This is a genomic window from Tardiphaga sp. GW821-FHT12E02 (assembly GCF_058807155.1).
This window is the reverse complement of the sequence record NZ_JBXAQK010000001.1, coordinates 1,453,351-1,475,810: the sequence shown is the minus strand read 5'-3', so window position 1 is coordinate 1,475,810 and position 22,460 is coordinate 1,453,351. Positions and strand designations below refer to the sequence as shown.

Annotated in this window: 20 protein-coding genes and 1 tRNA gene; 13 read left to right on the top strand and 8 right to left on the bottom strand. The window is 61.9% G+C overall.

Annotated elements, in window-relative coordinates:
• Positions 1-35: 35 nt before the first annotated feature.
• Positions 36-587: a c-type cytochrome gene (locus AC1RQ5_RS06955; protein ID WP_493197846.1), complete on the bottom strand. Its 552-nt coding sequence runs from the start codon at positions 585-587 to the stop codon at positions 36-38.
• Between the two features lie 233 nt (positions 588-820).
• Between AC1RQ5_RS06955 and AC1RQ5_RS06950 the strand changes: the two genes are divergently transcribed.
• Together AC1RQ5_RS06950 and AC1RQ5_RS06945 are read left to right on the top strand one after the other, a co-directional pair.
• Positions 821-1,576: a 3-deoxy-manno-octulosonate cytidylyltransferase gene (locus AC1RQ5_RS06950; protein ID WP_493197844.1), complete on the top strand. Its 756-nt coding sequence runs from the start codon at positions 821-823 to the stop codon at positions 1,574-1,576.
• Positions 1,577-1,589: 13 nt separating this feature from the next.
• A complete protein-coding gene (locus AC1RQ5_RS06945) occupies positions 1,590-2,450 on the top strand; it encodes a prephenate dehydratase (RefSeq protein ID WP_493197843.1) in 861 nt (286 codons plus the stop codon).
• Positions 2,451-2,542: 92 nt separating this feature from the next.
• On the opposite strand, the gene AC1RQ5_RS06940 is transcribed toward AC1RQ5_RS06945, so the two are convergent.
• A complete protein-coding gene (locus AC1RQ5_RS06940) occupies positions 2,543-2,950 on the bottom strand; it encodes a YciI family protein (protein WP_493197841.1) in 408 nt (135 codons plus the stop codon).
• 83 nt (positions 2,951-3,033) lie between these two features.
• Complete coding sequence (locus AC1RQ5_RS06935) at positions 3,034-4,032, bottom strand: LLM class flavin-dependent oxidoreductase (protein ID WP_493197839.1); 999 nt, start codon at positions 4,030-4,032, stop codon at positions 3,034-3,036.
• A gap of 399 nt (positions 4,033-4,431) precedes the next feature.
• Between AC1RQ5_RS06935 and metF the strand changes: the two genes are divergently transcribed.
• The 3 genes from metF to AC1RQ5_RS06920 all read left to right on the top strand — a co-directional run bounded on the left by metF (position 4,432) and on the right by AC1RQ5_RS06920 (position 9,881).
• Complete coding sequence (metF, locus tag AC1RQ5_RS06930; RefSeq protein ID WP_493197837.1) at positions 4,432-5,328, top strand: methylenetetrahydrofolate reductase [NAD(P)H]; 897 nt, start codon at positions 4,432-4,434, stop codon at positions 5,326-5,328.
• Between the two features lie 4 nt (positions 5,329-5,332).
• Positions 5,333-9,202 carry a methionine synthase gene (gene metH, locus AC1RQ5_RS06925; protein WP_493197835.1) on the top strand — a complete coding sequence of 1,290 codons (3,870 nt, stop codon included), beginning with the start codon at positions 5,333-5,335 and terminating at the stop codon, positions 9,200-9,202.
• Between the two features lie 265 nt (positions 9,203-9,467).
• The gene (locus tag AC1RQ5_RS06920; protein WP_493197833.1) at positions 9,468-9,881 is read left to right on the top strand and encodes a DUF6636 domain-containing protein; all 414 of its coding nucleotides are present in this window, start codon (positions 9,468-9,470) and stop codon (positions 9,879-9,881) included.
• Positions 9,882-9,905: 24 nt separating this feature from the next.
• On the opposite strand, the gene AC1RQ5_RS06915 is transcribed toward AC1RQ5_RS06920, so the two are convergent.
• Positions 9,906-10,886, bottom strand: a complete 981-nt coding sequence (locus AC1RQ5_RS06915; protein ID WP_493197831.1) for a magnesium transporter CorA family protein — start codon at positions 10,884-10,886, stop codon at positions 9,906-9,908.
• A gap of 425 nt (positions 10,887-11,311) precedes the next feature.
• Between AC1RQ5_RS06915 and AC1RQ5_RS06910 the strand changes: the two genes are divergently transcribed.
• Positions 11,312-11,995, top strand: a complete 684-nt coding sequence (locus tag AC1RQ5_RS06910) for a L,D-transpeptidase (RefSeq protein WP_398474960.1) — start codon at positions 11,312-11,314, stop codon at positions 11,993-11,995.
• Between the two features lie 331 nt (positions 11,996-12,326).
• A complete protein-coding gene (locus AC1RQ5_RS06905) occupies positions 12,327-12,623 on the top strand; it encodes a hypothetical protein (protein ID WP_493197830.1) in 297 nt (98 codons plus the stop codon).
• Between the two features lie 353 nt (positions 12,624-12,976).
• Here AC1RQ5_RS06905 and AC1RQ5_RS06900 read toward each other — a convergent pair whose 3' ends face one another.
• Entirely contained in the window at positions 12,977-13,819 is an 843-nt protein-coding gene (locus AC1RQ5_RS06900) for an extensin family protein (protein WP_493197828.1), read from the bottom strand.
• Between the two features lie 174 nt (positions 13,820-13,993).
• On the opposite strand from AC1RQ5_RS06900, the gene AC1RQ5_RS06895 reads away from it, so the two are divergent.
• Positions 13,994-15,622: a fatty-acid--CoA ligase gene (locus tag AC1RQ5_RS06895; RefSeq protein WP_398474954.1), complete on the top strand. Its 1,629-nt coding sequence runs from the start codon at positions 13,994-13,996 to the stop codon at positions 15,620-15,622.
• 82 nt (positions 15,623-15,704) lie between these two features.
• A complete protein-coding gene (locus tag AC1RQ5_RS06890) occupies positions 15,705-16,052 on the top strand; it encodes an endonuclease domain-containing protein (protein WP_493197827.1) in 348 nt (115 codons plus the stop codon).
• Positions 16,053-16,165: 113 nt separating this feature from the next.
• Here the strand turns inward: AC1RQ5_RS06890 and AC1RQ5_RS06885 are convergent, their stop codons facing one another.
• Both AC1RQ5_RS06885 and AC1RQ5_RS06880 read right to left on the bottom strand, forming a co-directional pair.
• Positions 16,166-16,621 carry a GatB/YqeY domain-containing protein gene (locus tag AC1RQ5_RS06885; protein WP_493197825.1) on the bottom strand — a complete coding sequence of 152 codons (456 nt, stop codon included), beginning with the start codon at positions 16,619-16,621 and terminating at the stop codon, positions 16,166-16,168.
• Positions 16,622-16,727: 106 nt separating this feature from the next.
• Positions 16,728-18,365, bottom strand: coding sequence for a glycosyltransferase family 39 protein (locus AC1RQ5_RS06880; RefSeq protein WP_493197824.1), 1,638 nt, complete (start codon positions 18,363-18,365; stop codon positions 16,728-16,730).
• 205 nt (positions 18,366-18,570) lie between these two features.
• On the opposite strand from AC1RQ5_RS06880, the gene carA reads away from it, so the two are divergent.
• Both carA and AC1RQ5_RS06870 read left to right on the top strand, forming a co-directional pair.
• Complete coding sequence (gene carA / locus AC1RQ5_RS06875) at positions 18,571-19,761, top strand: glutamine-hydrolyzing carbamoyl-phosphate synthase small subunit (RefSeq protein WP_493197822.1); 1,191 nt, start codon at positions 18,571-18,573, stop codon at positions 19,759-19,761.
• Between the two features lie 261 nt (positions 19,762-20,022).
• Entirely contained in the window at positions 20,023-20,505 is a 483-nt protein-coding gene (locus tag AC1RQ5_RS06870) for a PaaI family thioesterase (protein WP_493197821.1), read from the top strand.
• A gap of 106 nt (positions 20,506-20,611) precedes the next feature.
• Here the strand turns inward: AC1RQ5_RS06870 and AC1RQ5_RS06865 are convergent, their stop codons facing one another.
• On the bottom strand, positions 20,612-21,133 hold the full coding sequence (locus AC1RQ5_RS06865; RefSeq protein ID WP_493197819.1) for a Dps family protein: 522 nt from the start codon (positions 21,131-21,133) through the stop codon (positions 20,612-20,614).
• Between the two features lie 269 nt (positions 21,134-21,402).
• Here AC1RQ5_RS06865 and AC1RQ5_RS06860 point away from each other — a divergent pair, with 269 nt between their 5' ends.
• Both AC1RQ5_RS06860 and AC1RQ5_RS06855 read left to right on the top strand, forming a co-directional pair.
• Complete coding sequence (locus tag AC1RQ5_RS06860; RefSeq protein ID WP_493197818.1) at positions 21,403-22,098, top strand: class I SAM-dependent methyltransferase; 696 nt, start codon at positions 21,403-21,405, stop codon at positions 22,096-22,098.
• Positions 22,099-22,181: 83 nt separating this feature from the next.
• Positions 22,182-22,258 (top strand) — tRNA-Ala (locus tag AC1RQ5_RS06855).
• The last annotated feature ends 202 nt before the right edge of the window (positions 22,259-22,460 follow it).

Below are 22,460 nucleotides of genomic sequence, written 5' to 3'. Positions count from 1 at the left end.
CGGTTCGAATGTGACGAAAACGCGGTGCGTTTGTTCTACTTGGCAGCCGTCGGCAGCGGCACCGGCGTGTCGGCCAGCGTCGCCAGATAGGCGATCAGGTCGGCGCGCTCGCTGTCCTTCTGGATGCCGGCGAAGCCCATCGCGGTGCCGGGCACGGCGCCCTTCGGATTGGAGATGAACTTGTTCAGCTCCTCAAAGCCCCAGCTGCCGCCTTTGGCCTTCATGGCCGCGGAGAAGTTGAAGCCGTTGCGGCCCTGGCCGACATGGTCATTGATGACACCATAGAGATTGGGGCCGACGCGGTTCGGGCCGTTCTTCTCGAAGGTGTGGCACGAGGCGCACTTCTTGGCGGCCGTCGCGCCCTTTTCCACCGAGGCGGTCTGCAGCAGTTTTTCGATGGGTTCGGAGGGCGCGGCCGCAGCCTTGGCGCCGCCACCGGCAGCCTCTTCCTTCACGGCGATGTCGTAACCGGGCTTTTCCATGTGCTTGGGCGCGAACACCGCCTGGGCGGTGAAGTTCGTCGCCATCAGCACGAGGCAGGTGCCGAGGATGGCGCCCATGATCTTGTTGAGTTCGAAAGAGTCCATATTCCGTAAGCCCCACGCCCGTTTCAGGTCATTGGAAGGCCGCTCCCACGGCCTCGACGCGCCCATGAATCACGTCTGCAGGCTGTTTAGAGCCTGTCCAATCGAGATAACGGTTTGCCCTAGTTCTGGCAACCCGTATAAACGCCGCGCCGTCCGGCTTGCCCTTGATCTACATCATGGTTTTCCAGGTCCGAGAGACGGAATTCGAGCCGATTTTGCCAAGCCAATCAAACATGACCGACCCTCGCACCCTGGTGCTCATTCCTGCCCGAATGGCCGCGACCCGCCTGCCCGGCAAACCGTTGCTGGACATCGCCGGCCTGCCGATGATCGTGCATGTGGCCCGCCGCGCAGCCGAGGCCGCCATCGGGCGCGTGGCCATTGCCACCGATACCGCCGAGATCGCCGATGCGGTGACCGCCCATGGTTTCGAGGCGGTCATGACCTCATCGGACCATCCGTCGGGCTCGGACCGGATCTTTGAGGCGCTCGGCAGGCTCGACCCGACCGGGACGGTCCAAACCGTCGTCAACGTCCAGGGGGACCTGCCCACCATTCCGCCGGGCGACATTGCCGCCGCCGTGCGCGTACTGGACGATCCCAAGGTCGATATCGCGACACTGGTCGCGGAAATCCGCAAGGATGAAGAACACACCAATCCGAACGTGGTGAAGCTGATCGGCTCGCCGGCTGGCACCAACCGGTTGCGGGCGCTGTATTTCACCCGCGCCACCGCACCGTATGGCGATGGCCCGCGCTATCACCACATCGGGCTCTATGCCTATCGCCGCACCGCGCTCGAAGGCTTCGTGAAACTCCCGCCCTCGACGCTGGAGCAGCGCGAAAAGCTGGAACAGCTGCGTGCGCTGGAAGCCGGCATGCGGATCGACGCCGCCATCGTGCAGTCCGTCCCGCTCGGCGTCGATACGCCCCACGACCTCGAAACCGCCCGCCGGCTGCTGGCTGCTGGCAAAAACCTGAGCGACTGATACAAGGCCCGCCATGACCATTCCGATGAAAATCGCCTTCCAGGGCGAGCCCGGCGCCAATTCCCATAACGCGATCGCCGAGGCGTTTCCGCACGCCGAGCCACTGCCCTGTGCAACCTTTGAGGATGCGCTCGCGGCGATCTCGTCCGGCGAGGCCGATCTTGGCATGATCCCGATCGAGAATTCGATCGCCGGCCGCGTTGCCGATATCCATCACCTGCTGCCGGCGTCGGGCCTCCATATCATCGGCGAATGGTTCATCCCGATCCATCACCAGTTGATGGCGCCACGCGGCGCGAAGATCGAGGATCTCAAGACCATCGAGAGCCACGTCCATGCGCTCGGACAGTGCCGCCGCCTGATCCGCAAACTGGGGGTCCGCTCGATCGTCGCCGCCGACACGGCCGGCTCCGCACGCATCGTCGCCGAACGCGGCGACAAGAGCTGCGGCTCGCTGGCCCCGCGCCTCGCCGCCGAGATCTACGGCCTGGATATTCTGGCCGAAGACGTCGAGGACGAAAGCCACAATACGACGCGCTTCGTGATATTGTCGAAAGACGCCCAATGGGCCGATCAAGGCAAGGAGCCGCTGGTCACCTCTTTCGTATTTCGCGTGCGTAACATCCCCGCCGCGCTCTACAAGGCGCTTGGCGGCTTTGCGACCAACGGCGTCAACATGACCAAGCTGGAAAGCTACATGGTCGATGGTGAATTCTTCGCCACGCAGTTCTATGCGGATGTCGACGGTCATCCAGATGACCGCAATCTGGCTTTCGCGCTGGAAGAGCTAAAGTTCTTCTCGCGCGAATTCAGGATCGTGGGCGTGTATCCCGCACATCCGTTCCGTCAGACTTTTGGCGAGCAGCAGGGCTGAGATGTAGGATGGGTTGAGCGTCTTCGCGAAAACCCATCGGCGGAGCCCGCCGCAATAACGGAAGGATGGGTTTTCGCTCCGCTCAACCCATCCTACGAATTCCCGCGCACATGATCCGATAGCGCATGCGTTGCCTCTTTCGCCGCGCCGGGCAGGAATAGCTGCACCGGCCGGATTTCATACACCGCTGACGGATTCACCTTCCGCAGATCACGTGCGACAGCGATCACGGCCTCGCGCGTCGCGCAATCCACGACATAGAAGCCCAGTAACTGCTCCTTGGTCTCGGCAAACGGCCCATCGATGATCACACCTGCGCCGGGGCCGCGCAAAGTGAACGCGCCCTTGGTGCCGCCGAGTCGCGCAGCTGGCCCCATCGTGCCGTCATCCGTCAGCCGCTCGTGGATTTCGTGAAGATTGGCCATCACGTTCGTGTCCTGATCGGGAGTCCAGGACACGACGACCTCTTCGACGTGATAAGCGAGGATTGCATAGAGCATGGATCATTCTCTGGTTCTTGGTGGCGCCGCCTCAAGGACGATTGCCATCAGCTCGTTCCGACATCGCATCATGCGATTTTTCGCTACGCGAATGCCTCCGCCAGCAGGCTGTAGGATCGCTTGCGCGCGTCATGATCATACATCGCGGTGACGACCATCAGTTCATCGGGCTGGCATTGTCCGATCAGCGGCTGCAACTTTTCGCGCACCGTCGTCGGACTGCCAACGAACAGGCGCGCGCGATTGCGCGCGATCTTGGTCTTCTCCGCATCGCTATAGGGATAGGCCAGCGCTTCCTCGACACTCGGCAGCGGCGCGTATTCGCCGCGGTCGCGGCGCAGGCGGTTGAGATCGGCGGATGACGCGAGCCGCTCGGCTTCGTCATCAGTCTCGGCGCAAATCACGGCGACCGCCAGAATCGCCTGCGGCGCCTGCAGCCACGACGAGCTCTTGAAGCGGGCCCGATAATGCACCATCGCATCAGCCGCGTCGTGAGATGCGAAATGGTGGGCAAAGGCAAAGCCCATCCCGACTTGCGCTGCGAGATCGGAGCTGAAATCGCTGGAGCCGAGCAGCCAGATCGGCGGCAGCGGCACATCGTTCGGCATGGCGACGACATTGCTGTAGGGATGGTTTTCCGGAAAGCGCCGCGTCTCCCACAGCAGCAATTCGCTGAGCCGCTCGAGGAAGTCGTCGCCTTCGCGACCGGCCAGGCGATTGCGCAGCGCATAGGCTGTTGCGCCATCGGTTCCTGGCGCACGGCCGAGGCCGAGATCGATGCGGCCGGGAAACAGCGCCTCCAGCATCTTGAAGCGCTCGGCCACCATCAGCGGTGCATGGTTCGGCAGCATCACGCCGCCGGAGCCAACGCGAATCCGCGACGTCACGGCTGCGATCTGGCCGATCATGATTTCCGGCGCGGGGCTCGCGACGGACGCCAGATTGTGATGCTCGGCCAGCCAGTAGCGGACATAGCCGAGGCCATCCGCATGTCTGGCAAGATCGATGCTGTTGCGCAGCGCCTTTGAGGGCGACGTGCCTGTTGTGACGACCGACAGGTCGAGAATGGAGAGCGGGATCATACCGGCAGGCTAATGCGTGGGGACGGGACAGCAAGCGTGACGGGCGGGCCCGAGCACGCCATCGTCAATGGGCGAAAATTAAGGCCTCGCAAATCACGCAATTAATTGCCCACCGACAGCGTAAGGCTAACACGCCACCAAAATTGCATAACTTCCTAATTATTTCAGATGATTAACTAGAATCAAGAATCGTTAGACTGGCGTCACTAGCCTGCCCACTCATATTTCAACGGGCGAGCCAAACCCATCCTCCGTAGACACAATGGGCCATTTCCCACCCTATATGGCTTTGCGATGGGCTATTTAATTCCTGCACATCAGCATATTTTGTGCAGTGCAGCCAAACAGCCTGTGACGACCCAGCAACCGGTGCCGCCAGTCGCGGCGGTGGAGTTCGAGATGACCGAGACGACCCCGGCCACCCCTAACCTTCCGAATATCTCCTTCGAGTTCTTCCCGCCGAAGACCGAGGAGATGGACCGCACGCTGTGGGAGACGATTGAGCGTCTGGCGCCCCTCTCCCCCTCCTTCGTGTCAGTGACCTATGGGGCCGGCGGCTCGACCCGCGAGCGCACCCACGCCACCATCGTCCGCCTGCTGAAGGAAACCAACCTGACGCCGGCCGCGCACCTGACCTGCGTGGGTGCGCCGAAGAGCGAAATCGACGATGTCGTGGCCCGCTATCACGACGCCGGCGTCCGCCACATCGTGGCCTTGCGCGGCGACCCGACCACTGGCATCGGCACCCAATATGTGGCGCATCCGGATGGCTACCAGACATGCGCCGATCTCGTCGCCAGCATCCGTGAGCGCTATTCGGACATCGACGTCACCGTTTCCGCCTATCCGGAAAAGCATCCGGAGAGCGCCGACTTCAGCGCTGATATCGACACCCTGCAGGCCAAGGTCGATGCCGGCGCGACGCGCGCCATCACCCAGGTGTTCTTCGACAACGATCTTTACTTCCGTTATCTCGACAAGGTGCGCGCCCGCGGCATCACGATCCCGGTGCTGCCCGGCATCATGCCGATGCACAATTTCAAGCAGGCGCGCAATTTCGTCACCCGTGCCGGCACCACCGTGCCGGCCTGGCTGGCCGAGAAATTCGACGGGCTCGACGACGATGCCGAAACCCGCAAGCTGGTTGCGGCCACCGTGGTCGCAGGCCAGGTGCAGAAACTCGCCAAGGCCGGCGTCAACGACTTTCACTTTTACACCATGAACCGCGCCGATTTGGTCTTCGCGATCAGTCATCTTCTGGGCTTCCGCCCGAACGGCGCGCGCAAGGCTGCATAAAATCATGACCGTGCCAGTATCACCGAAGCGTGCCGCCCTGCTCAAAGCCGCCTCCGAGCGCATCCTCGTGCTCGACGGCGCCATGGGCACCGTGATCCAGGGCCTGATGTTCGATGAAGCCGCGTTCCGCAGCGAGCGGTTCAAGGATTTTCATCGCGACGTCAAAGGCAACAACGACCTGTTGATCCTGACCCAGCCGGACGCGATCGAAAACATCCACGCGGACTATCTGCGCGCCGGCGCCGACATCGTCGCCACCAACACCTTCTCCTCGACCTCGATCGCGCAGGCCGATTATGACATGGCCGATCTCGCTTACGAGATGAGCCGCGACGGCGCGCGCCTCGCCAAGAACGCCGCCATCAAGGTGGAAGCGGAGGACGGCCGCCCGCGTTTTGTCGCCGGTGCCATCGGCCCGACCAACCGCACCGCCTCGATCTCGCCGGATGTCGCCAATCCGGGCTATCGCGCCGTGACCTTCGACGATCTGCGTATCGCCTATAGCGAGCAGATCAACGGCCTGCTCGACGGCGGCGCCGATCTGCTGCTGGTCGAGACCATCTTCGACACGCTGAACGCCAAGGCGGCGCTCTATGCCATTGCGGAAATCTGCGAGGCGCGCGACATCGACGTGCCGATCATGATCTCCGGCACCATCACTGACAAATCCGGACGCCTGCTGTCGGGCCAGATGCCGGAAGCATTCTGGAATTCGGTCAAGCATGCGCGGCCCGCCACCATCGGCTTCAACTGCGCGCTCGGCGCCGAAGACCTGCGCGCGCATATCGCCGATATCGGCCGCGTCGCCGACACGCTGGTCTGCGCCTATCCGAATGCCGGCCTGCCCAATGAATTCGGCCAGTATGACGAGAGCCCGGAATTCATGGCTGGCCTCGTCGGCGAATTCGCGGCCAGCGGCCTCGTCAATATCGTCGGCGGCTGCTGCGGCACGACGCCCGCGCATATCGCTGCCATTGCCAAAGCCGTCGCCCCGCACAAGCCGCGCGCGGTCCCCGAGATCGCGCCACTGCTGCGCCTCTCCGGCCTCGAGCCGTTCGAATTGGCGGCGTCGATCCCGTTCGTCAATGTGGGCGAGCGCACCAATGTCACCGGATCGGCGAAATTCCGCCGCCTGATCACCGAAGGCGACTATGCCGCCGCACTGCAGGTGGCGCGCGATCAGGTCGAGAACGGCGCGCAGGTCATCGACGTCAATATGGATGAGGGCCTGCTCGATTCCGAGAAGGCGATGGTCGAGTTCCTGAACCTCGTCGCCTCCGAACCGGATATCGCGCGCGTCCCCGTGATGGTGGACTCGTCGAAGTTCCACGTGATCGAGGCCGGCCTGAAATGCGTGCAGGGCAAGCCGATCGTCAATTCGATCTCCATGAAGGAAGGCATCGAGAAATTCATCCACGAGGCCAGGATCGCGCAGCGCCACGGCGCCGCGGTGGTCGTGATGGCCTTCGACGAGGTCGGCCAGGCCGACACCTATGAGCGCAAGATCGAGATCTGCAAGCGCGCCTACGACATCCTGGTCAAGGAACTGGATTTCCCGCCGGAAGACATCATCTTCGACCCCAATGTGTTCGCCATCGCCACCGGCCTGGAAGAGCACAACAATTACGGCGTCGACTTCATCGAGGCGACGCGCTGGATCCGCCAGAACCTGCCGCATGCGCATATTTCCGGCGGCGTTTCCAACCTCTCCTTCTCGTTCCGCGGCAACGAGCCGGTGCGCGAAGCCATGCACTCCGTGTTCCTGTATCACGCCATCAAGGCCGGCATGGACATGGGCATCGTCAATGCCGGTCAGATGATCGTCTATGACGACATCGATCCGGAATTGCGCCAGGTCTGCGAGGATACCATCCTCAACCGTGATCCCGGCGCCGGCGAACGGCTGCTGGAGCTGGCCGAGAAATTCCGTGGCCAGACCAAGCAGGCCAAGGAGCAGGATCTGTCCTGGCGCGAATGGCCGGTGGAGAAGCGCCTTAGCCACGCGCTCGTTCACGGCATCACGCAATATATCGACGAGGACACCGAAGCTGCACGCCTCACCGTCGCGCGCCCGCTGCATGTGATCGAAGGCCCGTTGATGGCAGGCATGAATGTCGTGGGCGACTTGTTCGGCGACGGCAAGATGTTCCTGCCGCAGGTGGTGAAATCCGCCCGCGTGATGAAGCAGGCGGTCGCCTATCTGATGCCGTTCATGGAGAAGGAAAAGGCCGACAATCTCGCTGCGGGCATCGCCGGCGACGGCCGCAAGAATGCCGGCAAGATCGTGCTCGCCACCGTGAAGGGGGATGTCCACGACATCGGCAAGAACATCGTCGGCATCGTGCTCCAGTGCAACAATTTCGAGGTGATCGATCTCGGCGTCATGGTGCCGGCCGCAAAGATCATCGAAACCGCCAAGGCCGAAGGCGCAGATATCATCGGTCTCTCGGGCCTGATCACACCCTCGCTGGATGAGATGACCTTCCTCGCCGGCGAAATGGAGCGTCAGGGCATGCAGATGCCGCTCCTGATCGGCGGCGCGACGACCAGCCGTGTGCATACGGCCGTGAAGATCGATCCGAACTACCGTGCCGGCGCCGTCGTGCATGTGAACGATGCCAGCCGCGCGGTCGGTGTCGCGTCATCGCTGCTGTCGCCGGAGAAGCGCGCGGCTTACGCAGCCGACGTCCGCGCCGATTATGCCAAGATTTCGGCGGCACATTTCAAGGCGCAGCAGGACAAGAAGCGGCTGTCGCTTGCAACCGCGCGGGCCAATGCGCATGTGGCGGATTTCAGCAAGACCGTGCGCAAGCCGACCTTCCTCGGCATCAAGACATTCAGCGATTACTCGCTGGAAGAGCTGGCGCGCTATATCGACTGGACGCCGTTCTTCCAGACCTGGGAACTGGCCGGACGTTTCCCGGGCATCCTGACTGACAGCGTCGTCGGCGAAGTCGCCACCTCGCTCTATGCCGATGCGCAGAAAATGCTGAAGCAGATCGTCGACGAGAAGTGGTTCACTGCGAAGGCGACGGTCGGCTTCTGGCCGGCGAATGCCGTGGGCGACGACATCCGCGTCTATGCCGATGACAGCCGCAAGGCCGAGATCGAAACGCTGCACACGCTGCGACAGCAGTTGGTGAAGCGCGAGGGCCGCTTCAATGCCGCGCTGTCGGATTTCATCGCACCGAAGGATACGGGCGTGGCCGACTATATCGGCGCCTTCGTCGTCACTGCCGGCATTGGTGAGGACGTCATCGCCGATCGCTTCAAGAACGCCAACGACGATTACTCGTCGATCCTGTGCAAGGCGCTGGCCGATCGTCTCGCCGAAGCCTTTGCCGAACGCATGCATGAGCGCGTGCGCAAGGAGTTCTGGGCCTATGCGCCGGACGAGGATGTCTCGGTCGATGACCTGATCCTGGAAAAATATCAGGGCATTCGTCCAGCACCTGGCTATCCCGCACAGCCCGACCACACCGAGAAGGCAACGCTGTTCAGGCTGCTCGATGCGGAGAACACGGCCGGTGTGTCGCTCACCGAGAGCTATGCGATGTGGCCGGGTTCGTCGGTGTCCGGTCTCTATTTCAGCCATCCCGAGAGCTACTATTTCGGCGTCGGCAAGATCGAGCGCGATCAGGCGGAAGATTATGCCGCGCGCAAGGGCATGGATGTGACCGAGGTCGAGCGCTGGCTTGCGCCGATCCTGAATTATATTCCGGGTGCCGTCGCACAGGAGAAAGCAGCTGCCGACAAATTGGCTGCGCAGACGCCGGCCAATGACGAGACGCCAGCCGACATCGCCTCGCATCCGCCCGGCTGCAATTGCGCGGTGCATCTGATGTATCGCGGCAAGGCTGTGGGCGCGAAGTAAGCGTCCTTTTATCCCTCCCCCAAGCGGCGAAGCCGCGCCGTGGGGAGGGTGGACCGGTGCGAGCGTTCAGCGAGCATCGAGACGGGTGGGGTGCTGCCCCAAACTCCGCCCTATCGTGGGGAGAGCCCCCCTATCGGTGGCCCCTCCCCATTCGCTTCGCTCCGGGGAGGGAAACCACGGGCTTCGGCGCGCGTGCGGTCATAGGTTTGTGAAACGAGACCGACTAGACTGGCGCTGCAATGCCTCGTCCGGAAAGTCTCTTGCAATGAAATCACCGCTGCTTGCTGTTGCGCTCCTCATCGCTCCGCTGCCCGCCCTCGCGCAGAGCGCGCCCTCCGGTTTCCTGTCACCCTCCAAGAATATCGCCTGCCAATATTTCGCCGATGGCAAGAATGCCGACATCCGATGCGACATCATGGAGGCGACGGTCAGCGTGCCGAAGCCCAAGGATTGCGAACTGGAATGGGGCCGCGCCTTCGAGATCAGCAAGACCGGCCAAAGCGGCATTCGCATCTGCCATGGCGACACCATCATGGACTCGAAGCTGCCCGTGCTGGCTTACGGCCAGACCTTCCAGCGCGACGGTTTTACCTGCAAATCGGAACAATCAGGCGTGACCTGCTTGAATGCCGACCGCCACGGCTTCTCGATCTCGCGCAGCGCGCAATCGGTGTTCTGACCCGGAAACGAGACGCGGCTCCAGCTACAGCCACTTCTTCCACTTGAAGAAGAGATACGGAACCACCGCCGCGCAGACCATCATCATGACAGCCATGGGATAACCGAAATCCCATTGCAGTTCCGGCATCAGCTTGAAGTTCATGCCATAGACCGACGCGATCAGGGTCGGCGGCATCAGCACCACGGCCATCACCGAAAACAGCTTGATGATGTTGTTCTGCTCGAGATTGACGACACCGAGCATGGCATCCAGCGTGAAGGTGATCTTGCTCGACAGATAGGACGCGTGATCGGTCAGCGAGACGACGTCGCGCTGCATGGTCTTGAGCTGCGCACGGATGTCCTTCGACCATTTCACGCCGTCCGCTTCCGCCGTGACGAAAGTGACGAGGCGGCCGATCGAGACCAGGCTTTCACGCACTTTCGAGGTCAGGTCGCCCTTGCGGCCGATGGCGATCAGGATTTCCGAATAGCGTTTGGCATGGCCGGTGCGCTGGGACTCATCCGGCTCGAAAATATCGTGGCTCACCTGGTCGATATCGGCGCCGACACGTTCCAGAATATCGGCGGCGCGGTCGATCACGGCGTCGAGCAGTTCGAGCAGCACCGTCTCGCCATTGGCATTGGACGGCGCGGTGCGGCCGAGCTTCAGTTCCACCGAAGCGAAGGGGCGCGGCGTGTCGTAGCGCACCGTAACAAGGCGCTGGCGGGTGAGGATGAAGGTGACGGCGGTGACGCGCGGATTCTCGGTGTCGGAACCGCACATCAAGCTGGCGGTCATGTAGCGGGCGCCGTTCTCGATGTAGAGCCGGCTGGAGATCTCGATCTCCTGCATATCCTCGCGGGTCGGGATCTCGACCCCGGCGAGCTTCTCCACCGCCTTGTCCTCGCCCGGCGACGGCTTCACCATGTCGATCCACACCGCATTGTCCGGCAAACTCGACAGATCGGTCGGCTCGGATTTCCGGAGGGCGTGATCGACGGGGGTGAAGACAGCCAGCATGGCAACTCCGCAATGGTTGAAGATGCAAATTGAAGGGATCCGCCGAAACGACGGCCCAGACCGAATCGGCGGGAGGGCGACCATGCCCGACACGGATGCAGCCCTCATGACAGCCTTCTTGCACCGCGCCAACCCCCGCGCATGCGCGAAACGTCATCGGCAGTGCAGCGCCGCTCAACCAGCCGAACATGTGCTCCGCCGATCACAGCTTGGGGAGCAAACCGTGAGAATGCGTAAACCTTGCCCACAGCTGGGAAATTTCTGCGGCAAATATGACACAGGTCACAACCCGCATGCTGCAGCGCGCATCTCGCCGCTGGAATCAGGGGAGAATTCAGCGATACTGCGCTTAACGGAATCGTGGCGTTTGGGGCCCTATTCTCGGGACGTAACACACGTCCGGGCCTAGCAACTGGAACAAAGTTATGTCTCTCAAGATTCGACTGGGTTTGATCGTCGCGGCCGGCCTTATGCTGTCGGCGTGCAACACGACCACCGCCATGTATCAGCCGGCGCCGGACTCGAGCATCAAGCCGAATGACCGCGCCCAGCTCGCCAAGGCGAAATACGCCAATGTGAAGCCGGCCGAGCCGTTCCGCCGCGCCATCGTCGACTTCCATCGCAAGGAGCTTCCGGGCTCGATCGTGGTCGATTCCGACAACCACTATCTCTATTTCGTGCAGGACGGCGGCAAGGCCATCCGCTACGGCGTAACCGTGGGTGAAGAAGCCCTCGCCTTCTCGGGCGTCGCCCGCGTCGGCAACATGGCTGAATGGCCGAAGTGGACACCGACCAAGGACATCCATGCCCGCATCGAGGGCCTGCCGGCCCAGGTGCCCGGCGGCGTGGACAATCCGCTCGGCGCCCGCGCGCTGTATCTCTATCAGGGCAACAAGGACACGCTGTTCCGCATTCACGGCACCAACCAGCCGGAATATATCGGTGCCTCGATCTCCTCGGGCTGCATCCGCATGACCAATGAGGACGTCATCGACCTCTATAGCCGCGTCAAGCCGGGTGCACTGGTTGTGGTGCTCGAGCCGAAGGCGGGTGACTCGCCGTACAACTCGAAGCTGGCGCTGCAGGGCGGCGGCGGTACGCCGTACTAAGGCGAACAAAATCGGAATTGAGAAAGCGTCGGGCAACCGGCGCTTTTTTGTTGGGTAAACTCAGGCCGGAGTGTCCCCTCCCCCAAGCCGCAAAGCGGCGCAGCGGGGAGGGGCAGGGTGGGGTCTCTCCCCACGTGACGTGCGAGTTTGTTGAAACACCCCACCCGTCACTCGCCATAACGAGGCTTCGCTTCGTCAGGCTCGTGCCCCCCTCCGCGCTGCGCCGCTTTGCGGCTTGGGGGAGGGAGAAGCGGAGCGCCGCTGCTTGGTGCCCCGCGCCAAAACGAGCAGTTTACATCTGATTAGAACCATTCCAATAAGTGACCACCTAGTGCATGGCCGCCACGATGCCATGCCCGGCAAGTTGGATTTGTTCACCGTGATGTGGAAGCCGAAGAAGAGTGCCGCCGAACTCGAAAAGATCTTTCGGGAGACCAGCTTCCAAAGCATGGGGCCGTGGCCCGCGAATGTGCGGCTGATCATCTATCCGCTTGACGGCAGCTGGCGCATCACCGTCGGCTATTCCGACGCCGCACATACACCCTTTCGTGACAGGTTGATGGAGCTCAGCGTCCATCTGCGTGAGCTCTATGATTTGGAAGACGATCCAAACAGTCCCTGGCGCTAGGGGTTCTCGTATATTGCTGAACGCTGTTGAGGAGATTGCTCGGCCTGCATCGTTCGAGACGCCCGCTTCGCGGGCTCCTCACCATGAGGGTCTCCTACGGCGCCGCAAACTCACCCCCTCATCCTGAGGAGCGGCCTCTTGGTCGCGTCTCGAAGGATGGCCACAAGCTCTTTGCGACAGCTATCCGCTCCATTATCGCAACAAATTTAACGGAAATGGCGCCTGTGCACGTTGCTTGCGCGGCTTCTTGGCTTTCACCTTTGCTTTTGGCGCCGGTTGCGCCTTTGGCTCTTCCGGCTTCGCCTCCTCGACGTGCTCATGCTCCGGTTCGGCTTGTGCCTCCGGAGGTGGCTCTACTGGCTTCGTCTGAGCGGCGTCCCCTCTTTCGCCACGACCTCGCGCGGCGGCGCTTCGGCCGGGCGCGGGGCCGGCATCAAGGGCGCGACTTGCGGCCAGGCATCCCAGACGTCCCATTGGCAGATGCGATAATTGCCGCGGCGCTCGGCGAGATCGAAATGGATATGGTCTTCATGATAACCGTCCGAGCCCGGCCCGAGCACGGTGGGAAAACGCGAGCATAGCGACAGCAGCACCGTTTCGCGCAAGACGCGCGGCGTCGCGCGCTCGGTCAGTGCGATCGACTCACCATTGGCCAGCTTGAAACCGCGAATATCGAGCGCATTGGCGCGGCCATGCTCGGACAGTTTGGCGCCCTGCACCCGGTTGCGGCCGCGGCAGTTGAAGGAATCGAAATTGTCGAGCTCTACCAGCTTCGTTTTCAGCGAGCCCGCCAGCGCCACCATGTCGGTACGCAGCCAATCTGCCACGGCCGTCGCCATCGTACAGCGCATGGTGGCCGCAGGCTTGAGCGGCACGCGCGTCTTGTCCGCCAGCACCACAGCCTCGAGCCGGACCATATCGGGGCCACCGCAGGCGCCCGGCCCCTTGATGTCAGGGATGCTCGGCGCGATGGCGATATCTTCGGTAAGTGCGAGCCGGCAGGCCGAAGGCGGCGGCGGTTCCGGCGGCTTCGGCTCGGCGGCCGTCTTCTCCGCGGGCTGATCCGGCTTTTCGGCCGGCCCGGCGTCTGCTGGTGGCGCCGGCGCGTCAGCAGGGCGCGCCTTGGGCAACGGGACACGTGTGGTGGTGAGATAGGCGTCTGCCGGCACTGCCGAAATCATGAGCAATGTCAGCACTGCTCCGATTGTCGTTTGGCCGCAGCGGGATAGACCAAAAGTCGATTTTCCGGCCGCTTTCCCCGCGCTAGACTTCATGGCAAGACCTAATTCCCCAGTGATGGGCCAACCCATCTTGGGCGCTGCGGTTCCTTAGAGGAGTCGCGAGCAGAACAGAAATGCGGAGGAACGAGAATGCGCGGCTTGATGCAAGACTGGCCCCTGTTGTGTCATCGGATCATCGATCACGCAGCAAAGAACCACGGTGAGCGCGAGGTCGTGACCCGCTCCGTGGAAGGGCCGATCCACCGCACCACTTACGGCGAGATCCGAAAGCGCTCGCTGAAAGTCGCGCAGCGTCTCGACAAGGAAGGCATCGTGCTCGGCGACCGCGTCGCCACCATTGCCTGGAACACCTGGCGCCATCTCGAATCCTGGTATGGCATCATGGGCATCGGCGCCATCTGCCACACGGTGAACCCACGCCTGTTCCCGGATCAAATTGCCTGGATCATCAACCATGCGCAGGACCGCATCGTTATGACCGACCTGACCTTCATTCCGGTCCTGGAAAAGATCGCCGACCAGCTCCCGAGCGTCGAGCGCTACATCGTCTTCACCGACAAAGCGCATATGCCGCAGACCACACTGAAGAACGCGGTGGCCTATGAAGACTGGATCAACGAGGTCGATGGAGACTTCCAGTGGAAAGAGTTCGACGAAAACACTGCCGCTGCCATGTGCTACACATCGGGCACGACGGGTGATCCGAAGGGCGTGCTGTATTCGCACCGCTCCAATGTGCTGCATGCGCTGATGGCGAATAATGGCGACTCGCTCGGCACCACATCGAAGGACACGATGCTGCCGGTGGTGCCGCTATTCCACGCCAATAGCTGGGGCATCGCCTTCTCGGCGCCCTCCATGGGCACCAAGCTGGTCATGCCCGGCGCCAAGATGGATGGCGCATCGATCTACGAGCTGATGAGCACCGAGAAGGTGACCTACACTGCCGGCGTGCCGACGGTGTGGCTCATGCTGCTGCAATATATGCAGAAGGAAAAGCTGACCCTGCCCGATCTCAAGGTCGTTGTCTGCGGCGGCTCGGCGATGCCGCGCTCGATGATCGAGACCTTTGCGAATATGGGCATCGAGCCGCGCCATGCCTGGGGCATGACGGAAATGTCACCGCTCGGCACCGTGTGCACGCTGCAAGGCCAGTATAAGGATCTCGATGGCGCCGAGAAATTCGACATCCTGCAGACCCAAGGCTTCTCGCCCTTCATGGTCGAGATGAAGCTGGTCGATGACAACGGCAAGCTGATCCCGCATGACGGCAAGACGTTCGGCCGACTGCTCGTGCGCGGCCCGGCCGTCGCCAAGGGCTACTTCCGCGTCGACAAGAACATCCTCGACGACGAAGGCTATTTCGACACCGGCGACGTCGCGACCATTGACGCCTACGGCTATATGCGGATCACTGATCGCTCCAAGGACGTCATCAAGTCCGGCGGCGAATGGATCTCATCGATCGATCTGGAAAATCTCGCGGTCGGCCATCCGCAGGTGGCGGAAGCGGCCGTGATCGGCGTCTTCCATCCGAAGTGGGACGAGCGCCCGCTGCTGATCGTGCAGCTGAAGCCGGACCAGCAGATATCGCGCGAGGACCTGCTCAAATACATGGATGGCAAGATCGCGAAGTGGTGGATGCCGGACGACGTGGTGTTCGTCGATGCGATCCCGCATACGGCGACGGGCAAGATCCTGAAGACGGCGCTGCGCGATCAGTTCAAGGAATATACGCTACCGACCGCGGCCGCTTGACGTTTCTTAACCTCTCCCCGCATCTTGCGCGGGGAGAGGTCGGATTGCATCGAAGATGCAATCCGGGTGAGGGGCATGGCACATGCGGAGCCGCATACTCAAAACCCTCAAATCGCGCGAACTTCGCGCCAATTCCACTGACACTGAAACGAAACTCTGGAATGCCCTGCGCAATCGTCAGATCGCGGGCTTCAAGCTCGTGCGCAAGGAGCCGATCGGGCATCACATCTGCGACTTTGTGTGCCGGGAGAAGATGCTGGTCGTCGAAGCAGACGGCGGACAGCATCTGGATTCGAAACGCGACGTGGTGCGCGATCGATATTTGCGCGAGCAAGGTTATCGCGTGCTGCGGTTTTGGAATAACGACATATTATCGAATATCGAGGGTGTGGCGATGACCATCGAGGTGGCGCTGAAGGAAAGCAACTAGCGCTTCATCGATCCGAGAGCCCGCGTATATGGCAGCCGCGTGCCGTGCCCCTCACCCGCCGCGAAGACGCGGCGACCTCTCCCCGCAAGAGGACGGGGAGAGGTTAAGAAAAATCATCCGTTCAGCGCGGCTTTCACCAGACCGCTGGCTTTGCCGAAATCCATCTGACCGGCATATTTCGCCTTCAGCGCAGCAATCACCTTGCCCATGTCTTTCATGCCGGCGGCACCGAGTTCGGTGATCTCCGCGGCGATGGCAGCCTTGGTTTCGTCTTCCGACATCTGCTGCGGCAGATAGGCGGTGATCACGGCGATCTCCTCGTGCTCGCCGGCGGCGAGTTCGGGGCGGCCGCCCTTCTCATAGAGCTCCACCGACTCCTGGCGCTGCTTGATCATCTTCTGCAGCAGGCTGAGCAGATCGCCATCGGAGAGCGGCGGCTTGCTTTGGCCGCGGGCATCGATATCGGCATTCTTGATGGCGGCATTGACCATGCGCAGGGTGGACAGCTTGCGTTCGTCCTTGGCCTTCATGGCCTCCTTGACGGCGGTGTTGATGCTTTCGCGCAGCATTTGCGTCTCCTTAGCGGCGGCCTCTCGGGCGCCCGAATTTCTGCTGGGACGATCTAAGCGCTTTGCCGGGGCGGCACAACACGCCCGCGGAACGGCAGGCAGCACATCACTGCGCGGGCTGGCGACGTTTGGAGCTAAATTCCTCGGCGGCGTCGCTACGGAGATCAGCCGGCCCCCCGGTCTGCGGCCCGCGTGGCAGCACCATCAGGGCCGCAATCGTGGTCGGAATGCCGGAGGTGCCCCACAGCGTCGGCTGGACATCGAAATTGACACGAATGTTCCGGCTCTCGATGGCGGACACTTTCGCCATCCAGTCCATGCAGGCCGAATCGGACGCGAAACAGGCGCCAACCCATCCGCGCGAGAGCGTGGTTGGCGGGGGCATCCCCCAGCTATATTGAAGACGGAACGGACGGCTGTAGCGCGGATGGTCGGGGCTGTAGAAGGCGGTGGCAAATGCCAGACCGTCGTCGCCGCTGACCTGAACCATCGGGACGTCCGTCGCCTGACGCCAGCGTTTTGTCAGTTCGAGCGCCGCGAGGCGATAATAAGTTCGCTCGTTGGGGCTGACACTGTTGCGCTGGATCGCATGTATGGGCGCGGCCACCACCACGGCAATGATCGCAATCCCTGCCACCCATGTGGCGAGATTGACGATGAAGAAGCGCTCCAGCACATAGCTGGCACCGCAGACGATCAGCACCACCGGCAGGAACAGCCCCTGCGCGGCCCAGAGCGAGGGCATGTTGGTGCCGAGCGCGATGGCTGTGACCGGCGGCAGCACGAGCGTGCCGACGAACACCCAGAATAACAGAACCAGTCCTGGCGGCATCGCCCGGAAATCGGCAGTGAAACGGCTGAGCCGTTGCCCTGCCGACAGGATCCAGGCGATCGCCGGAATGGCCAGTGCCGCGCCGATGCCGAGCACGAACATGGTCGCTTCGCCAAGCGAATGACGCAGGCCGAAGCCACCCTGCTGCTTCAGCGGATAGGTCAGAGTCTCGCCGTCATTCATGGCCAACCAGTGCAGATGCGGACCGAGCACGACCAGACCTGCGAGCGTGGACAGCCACGGCGCCCACGACTTGAAATAGGCCGCGCGCTGCGGATGCACGAAGGTGGCCAGCGCGAAACTGGCGATCAAAAACACCGAATAATATTTGCCGAGCATGGCCAGCGCTGCGAACACGCCGGCCGCGATCGACCAGCCGACCGCGCGCGTCTCGAACGAGCGCAAATGGCAATAGACGGCGAGCGGCCAGATCGCCAGCAGCACCGTATTGGCGTTGAAACGCTGGGCGTAGAATTGATAGACCGGCGTCAGCATCAACAGCATCAGCACGACCGCACGGGCATCGCCGCGCACGAACCGGCGCGCAATCAGGTCGACCGCAAACAGGGCCACAGCCGCATTGGTCATGGACAGCAACTGGAACGACCAGTCGGTGAGCGGAAAAACCCGGGTCCACAGCCAGGCCACCCAGCCCATCAGCGGCGGATGCTTGGCATTGCCCCAGGCAAAATCCCGCCCGAGGGTCCAGGTTTCCAGCGCGTCGGCATGGAGGTCGCCGCTCTGATAGGCGACGATGAGAAACAGCCACCACGCCGCGGCAAAACCGGCGATCAGGAGTGGGATCGCCCAGCCCTTCTCGATGCCGTCGAGCCATGTCAGAAAGGGGCGTCGCCAGCGCGCCGGACTGGTATCCGACTGCAGGGCCTTCGCGGCAAAGTAGTCAAGCAGCACGGAAACATCCGGAAATATGGCGGAATTGCAGCTTGCTAACGGTGATTGGCAGTTCCGGCAAGCGATCTGTCGCAGTTTCGAGTGATTATGACCCAATAACTATTGTTTATGTGTCTCGTCCCCTGCTGCCCCACCGCGGAGGCGCATGTGAATCCCTGCTCACAGGCTTTGACGCCGCAAAGCGGCCGGACTATGTAGTCCTCTCATGACCCCCACAGAAACATCCTCAGCCTGGCCGGACCACAAACCGACCGCGCTCCTCGTGCTCGCCGATGGCACCGTGCTGGAAGGCTTCGGCCTCGGCGCGGAAGGCCAGGCCGTCGGTGAAGTCTGCTTCAACACCGCCATGACCGGCTATGAAGAGATCCTCACCGATCCCTCCTATGCCGGCCAGCTGATCACCTTCACCTTCCCTCACATTGGCAATGTCGGCACCAATGACGAGGATATCGAGACGGTGAACATGGCGGCGACGCCCGGCGCGCGCGGCGTGATCCTGCGCTCGGCGATTACCGACCCGTCGAATTTCCGCTCGTCACGCCATCTCGACGCCTGGCTGAAAGCGCGCGGCATTATCGGCATCTCCGGCATCGATACCCGCGCCCTCACCGCGCTGATCCGCTCCAAGGGCATGCCGAACGCCGTCATCGCCCATGCGAAGGACGGCCAGTTCGACCTGCACGGGCTGAAGGAAGAAGCGCGCGAATGGCCCGGCCTCGAAGGCATGGACCTGGTGCCCATGGTCACCTCCGGCCAGCGCTTCGACTGGGACCAGACCCCCTGGGTCTGGAACGAAGGTTTTGGCCGCCAGGACAAGCCGGAATTCAACGTGGTCGCCATCGATTATGGCATCAAGCGCAACATCCTGCGCCTGCTTGCCGGCGAAGGCTGCAAGATCACCGTGGTGCCCGCCACGACGTCGGCGGAAGACATTCTGGCGCTGAAGCCGGATGGCGTATTCCTGTCGAACGGCCCCGGCGATCCCGCCGAGACCGGTAAATATGCCGTCCCGGTCATCAAGCAGGTGATCGATTCCGGCCTGCCGACCTTCGGCATCTGCCTCGGTCACCAGATGCTCGGCCTCGCCGTCGGCGCCAAGACCAAGAAGATGCATCAGGGCCATCACGGCGCCAATCATCCGGTCAAGGACGAGACCACCGGCAAGGTCGAGATCACCTCCATGAATCACGGCTTTGCCGTGGACGAGGCGACGCTGCCGAAGGGCGCCAAACAGACTCATATCTCGCTGTTCGACGGGTCGAATTGCGGCATCGAGATCGAGGGCAAGCCGGTGTTCTCCGTGCAGTATCACCCGGAAGCGTCACCCGGCCCGCAGGACTCGCACTATCTGTTCAAGCGATTCGCGGATTTGATGCGGGCGAAGAAGGCGTCGTAAGACACGCAGGTTCCTCAATCGTCATTGCGAGCGCAGCGAAGCAATCCAGCTTCGCTGCGCTTTTTATTTTCTGGATTGCCTCGTCGCTACGCTCCTCGCAATGAAGGCTTGGGCTGTAGGGCGGGCAAAGCGCAGCGTGTCCACCACCGCGGTCACGGCACTTGGTGGTGGGCATGTCGCAGCGCTCCTTTGCCCAGCCTACAGGCTGGCGCACGCCGCTTCTTTTTGTATGATACCCATCATCACAAAACAGGAAACGCCATGACCGATCAAGCCTCACCTTACGGCGTCGTCTCCCCGACAGTTCTCGCCTCGATGTCGGGCCTCGATTTCGTAAGAAAGATATTCGCCGGTGAACTGCCGCAGCCGCCGATCATGGAGAATGTCGGGCCGTTCGATTGCACCGCTGATCACGGCCATGTGGTGATGCACAGCATTCCCGGCATCCGGCACTACAATCCGATCGGCTCGGTGCATGGCGGTTACGCGGCGATCCTGCTGGATTCCGCGATGGGCCTCGCGGTGCATTCGACGCTGCCGCAAGGCTCGGGCTACACCACGCTGGAATTCAAGATCAGTTTTATCCGCGGTATGAGCGAGACGTCGGGCACCGTGCGGACGGAGGGCAAGGTGCTGAATGTCGGTCGTCGCGCAGGAACGGCAGAAGCGCGTATTACCGACGACAAGGGACGTCTGCTCGCACATGCGACGACGACGTGTCTGGTGTTTGAATTGCCGAAGTAACGAAGAATCGTAGGGCGGATGAGCGAAGCGTCATCCGCCCGCCGAGTTCACAGATGAAACTCCGCGGCGGATGACGCTTCGCTCGCCCGCCCTAAGACAGCTTCACTTACTTCTCGTTCGCGCCTTCCTGGCGGCTGGCTTCGAACAGGAACCAGGTGCGGCGCTCGGTGTCGTCGATATAGTTTTCCAGCAGGCTCGCGCTGGCGACATCATCGGCATCGTCGCACACTTTGTGCGCCTTGCGCAGGGCTGCGGCCATCTTCTTGTTGTCTTCCATCAGCTCGTGCAGCATCTCGATTGGCGGCACGTAATCTTCGTTGTTGTCCTTGACTGACTGCAGCTTGGCGATCTCGCCGATCGAATGCACGGTCCGGCCGCCGATCTTGCGCACGCGCTCGGCGAGCGGGTCGGTGGTCGCAAAGATCTGGTCCGCATGCTCGTCGAGCAGCAGGTGATAGTCGCGGAAGTGGCGGCCCGAAATGTGCCAGTGGAAATTCTTGGTTTTCAGATAGAGCGCAAAGGCGTCGGCAACGAGGCCGTTCAGCGCCTTGGTCACCTTCTCCACGCCATCGGCGGCGAGATCGGTGGGGGTGTTCAGATCGGCGGCGATTTTCGATTTGGTGCTCACGAGAAAGACCTTCCTTTAAACGCTGGGGTTTGCGGCTCGGCGGGTTGCCGTGTTTCGGTTGGGGTGATGATCACGTGCGAATGTCTGCGACGAAGGGCCCACTGTCTTGGACGTCCGTCCTGTCACTTACTCCGCAGCGTTCAAGAGGCCGTTCAAGGTCCTTGGGGTGAAAGACCGTTTCCAACTCGCCGGAAAACGCTCTAGACGGTTTAAACGCAGAGTGAATGTAGGGGTTCCCCAAGCGGGAACAAGGAAGGGCCGGCTGCCGCATGGAAGATTGGATCGATTATTACGATTCCACCCACACGATTTACGCCAGCAAATTGCATCGTGACGTTCATTTCGAACTGATCGCCCGCGACATCACCGGATATATCCCGTCAAAAGACGCCACCGTCCTCGACTATGCCTGCGGCGAAGCATTGTCGGCGAGCAAGGTCACCGAGGCCTGCGCCAAACTGATCCTGGCCGAACCGGCGCCGAAGGTGCGCAGCCGGGTGGCGGCCCGCTTTGCGACCAATACGAAAATCGCCGTGCATTCGCTCGAGGAACTCCGCGACCTGCCCGCGGGTTCGGTTGATCTCGCCATCATGAATTCGGTGGCCCAATACATGACCCTGGCCCAACTCGAAGACGCCTTTGCCGTGGTGAAGCGCCTTCTGAAGCCGGACGGTCAACTGGTGGTCGGCGACATCCTGCCGCCGGATCTCGGCATGATGACCGATGTCATGGCGCTGCTGCGACTCGCCGCCAAACACGGCTTCCTGTGGGACGCGCTGGTCAGTCTGGTCAAAACCGCGCTGTCTGATTACCGACAGTTAAGGACAACGCTCGGTCTGAAGCATTATGGCGCAGCCGACATGCTTGCGAAGCTTGAGGCAGCGGGATACCGAGCCTCTCGCGCAAAGATCAATATTGGGCACAACCAGGCCCGCATGACCTTCCTCGCGCAACCGATCGGTTAATTAAGATTTGAAACGTTAGGGTTAAGCGAACCTTTGCAAAACTGCTGGTAGATCAAGCGTCTGTGATCGATCACAGTGTGAACGGCCCGGTGGCGGAAATGTCTACGCGGGGGCGAGTGCATCGCCTCATATCCTGGTTCAAGTCCAGGCTGGGCCTCCAACCCCCGTCCCCGCGAAAGCGGGGATCCAGAACCACCGTCCGCGTGGTTGGCCAGAAAATCGCACCTGTCGCGTTTCGACCGTTACTGCGGCGGTTATGGGTCCCCCGCTTTCGCGGGGACGACATCAACAGTTGACGGCATCTTCAAAAGCCTTCCCTGCCCCGTTATACTGGTCTAAAGACAGCCGCGCGCGAGGATCAA

Excerpts from the sequence above, each read along its gene's own strand:
- AC1RQ5_RS06945 (WP_493197843.1), top strand. The coding sequence starts at position 1,590 with ATGACCATTCCGATGAAAATCGCCTTCCAGGGCGAGCCCGGCGCCAAT.
- AC1RQ5_RS06895 (WP_398474954.1), top strand. The coding sequence starts at position 13,994 with ATGCGCGGCTTGATGCAAGACTGGCCCCTGTTGTGTCATCGGATCATC.
- AC1RQ5_RS06915 (WP_493197831.1), bottom strand. The coding sequence starts at position 10,886 with ATGCTGGCTGTCTTCACCCCCGTCGATCACGCCCTCCGGAAATCCGAG.
- metH (WP_493197835.1), top strand. The coding sequence starts at position 5,333 with ATGACCGTGCCAGTATCACCGAAGCGTGCCGCCCTGCTCAAAGCCGCC.
- AC1RQ5_RS06870 (WP_493197821.1), top strand. The coding sequence starts at position 20,023 with ATGACCGATCAAGCCTCACCTTACGGCGTCGTCTCCCCGACAGTTCTC.
- AC1RQ5_RS06910 (WP_398474960.1), top strand. The coding sequence starts at position 11,312 with ATGTCTCTCAAGATTCGACTGGGTTTGATCGTCGCGGCCGGCCTTATG.
- AC1RQ5_RS06885 (WP_493197825.1), bottom strand. The coding sequence starts at position 16,621 with ATGCTGCGCGAAAGCATCAACACCGCCGTCAAGGAGGCCATGAAGGCC.
- carA (WP_493197822.1), top strand. The coding sequence starts at position 18,571 with ATGACCCCCACAGAAACATCCTCAGCCTGGCCGGACCACAAACCGACC.
- AC1RQ5_RS06920 (WP_493197833.1), top strand. The coding sequence starts at position 9,468 with ATGAAATCACCGCTGCTTGCTGTTGCGCTCCTCATCGCTCCGCTGCCC.
- AC1RQ5_RS06950 (WP_493197844.1), top strand. The coding sequence starts at position 821 with ATGACCGACCCTCGCACCCTGGTGCTCATTCCTGCCCGAATGGCCGCG.
- AC1RQ5_RS06890 (WP_493197827.1), top strand. The coding sequence starts at position 15,705 with ATGCGGAGCCGCATACTCAAAACCCTCAAATCGCGCGAACTTCGCGCC.
- AC1RQ5_RS06935 (WP_493197839.1), bottom strand. The coding sequence starts at position 4,032 with ATGATCCCGCTCTCCATTCTCGACCTGTCGGTCGTCACAACAGGCACG.
- AC1RQ5_RS06955 (WP_493197846.1), bottom strand. The coding sequence starts at position 587 with ATGGACTCTTTCGAACTCAACAAGATCATGGGCGCCATCCTCGGCACC.
- AC1RQ5_RS06860 (WP_493197818.1), top strand. The coding sequence starts at position 21,403 with ATGGAAGATTGGATCGATTATTACGATTCCACCCACACGATTTACGCC.
- metF (WP_493197837.1), top strand. The coding sequence starts at position 4,432 with ATGACCGAGACGACCCCGGCCACCCCTAACCTTCCGAATATCTCCTTC.
- AC1RQ5_RS06940 (WP_493197841.1), bottom strand. The coding sequence starts at position 2,950 with ATGCTCTATGCAATCCTCGCTTATCACGTCGAAGAGGTCGTCGTGTCC.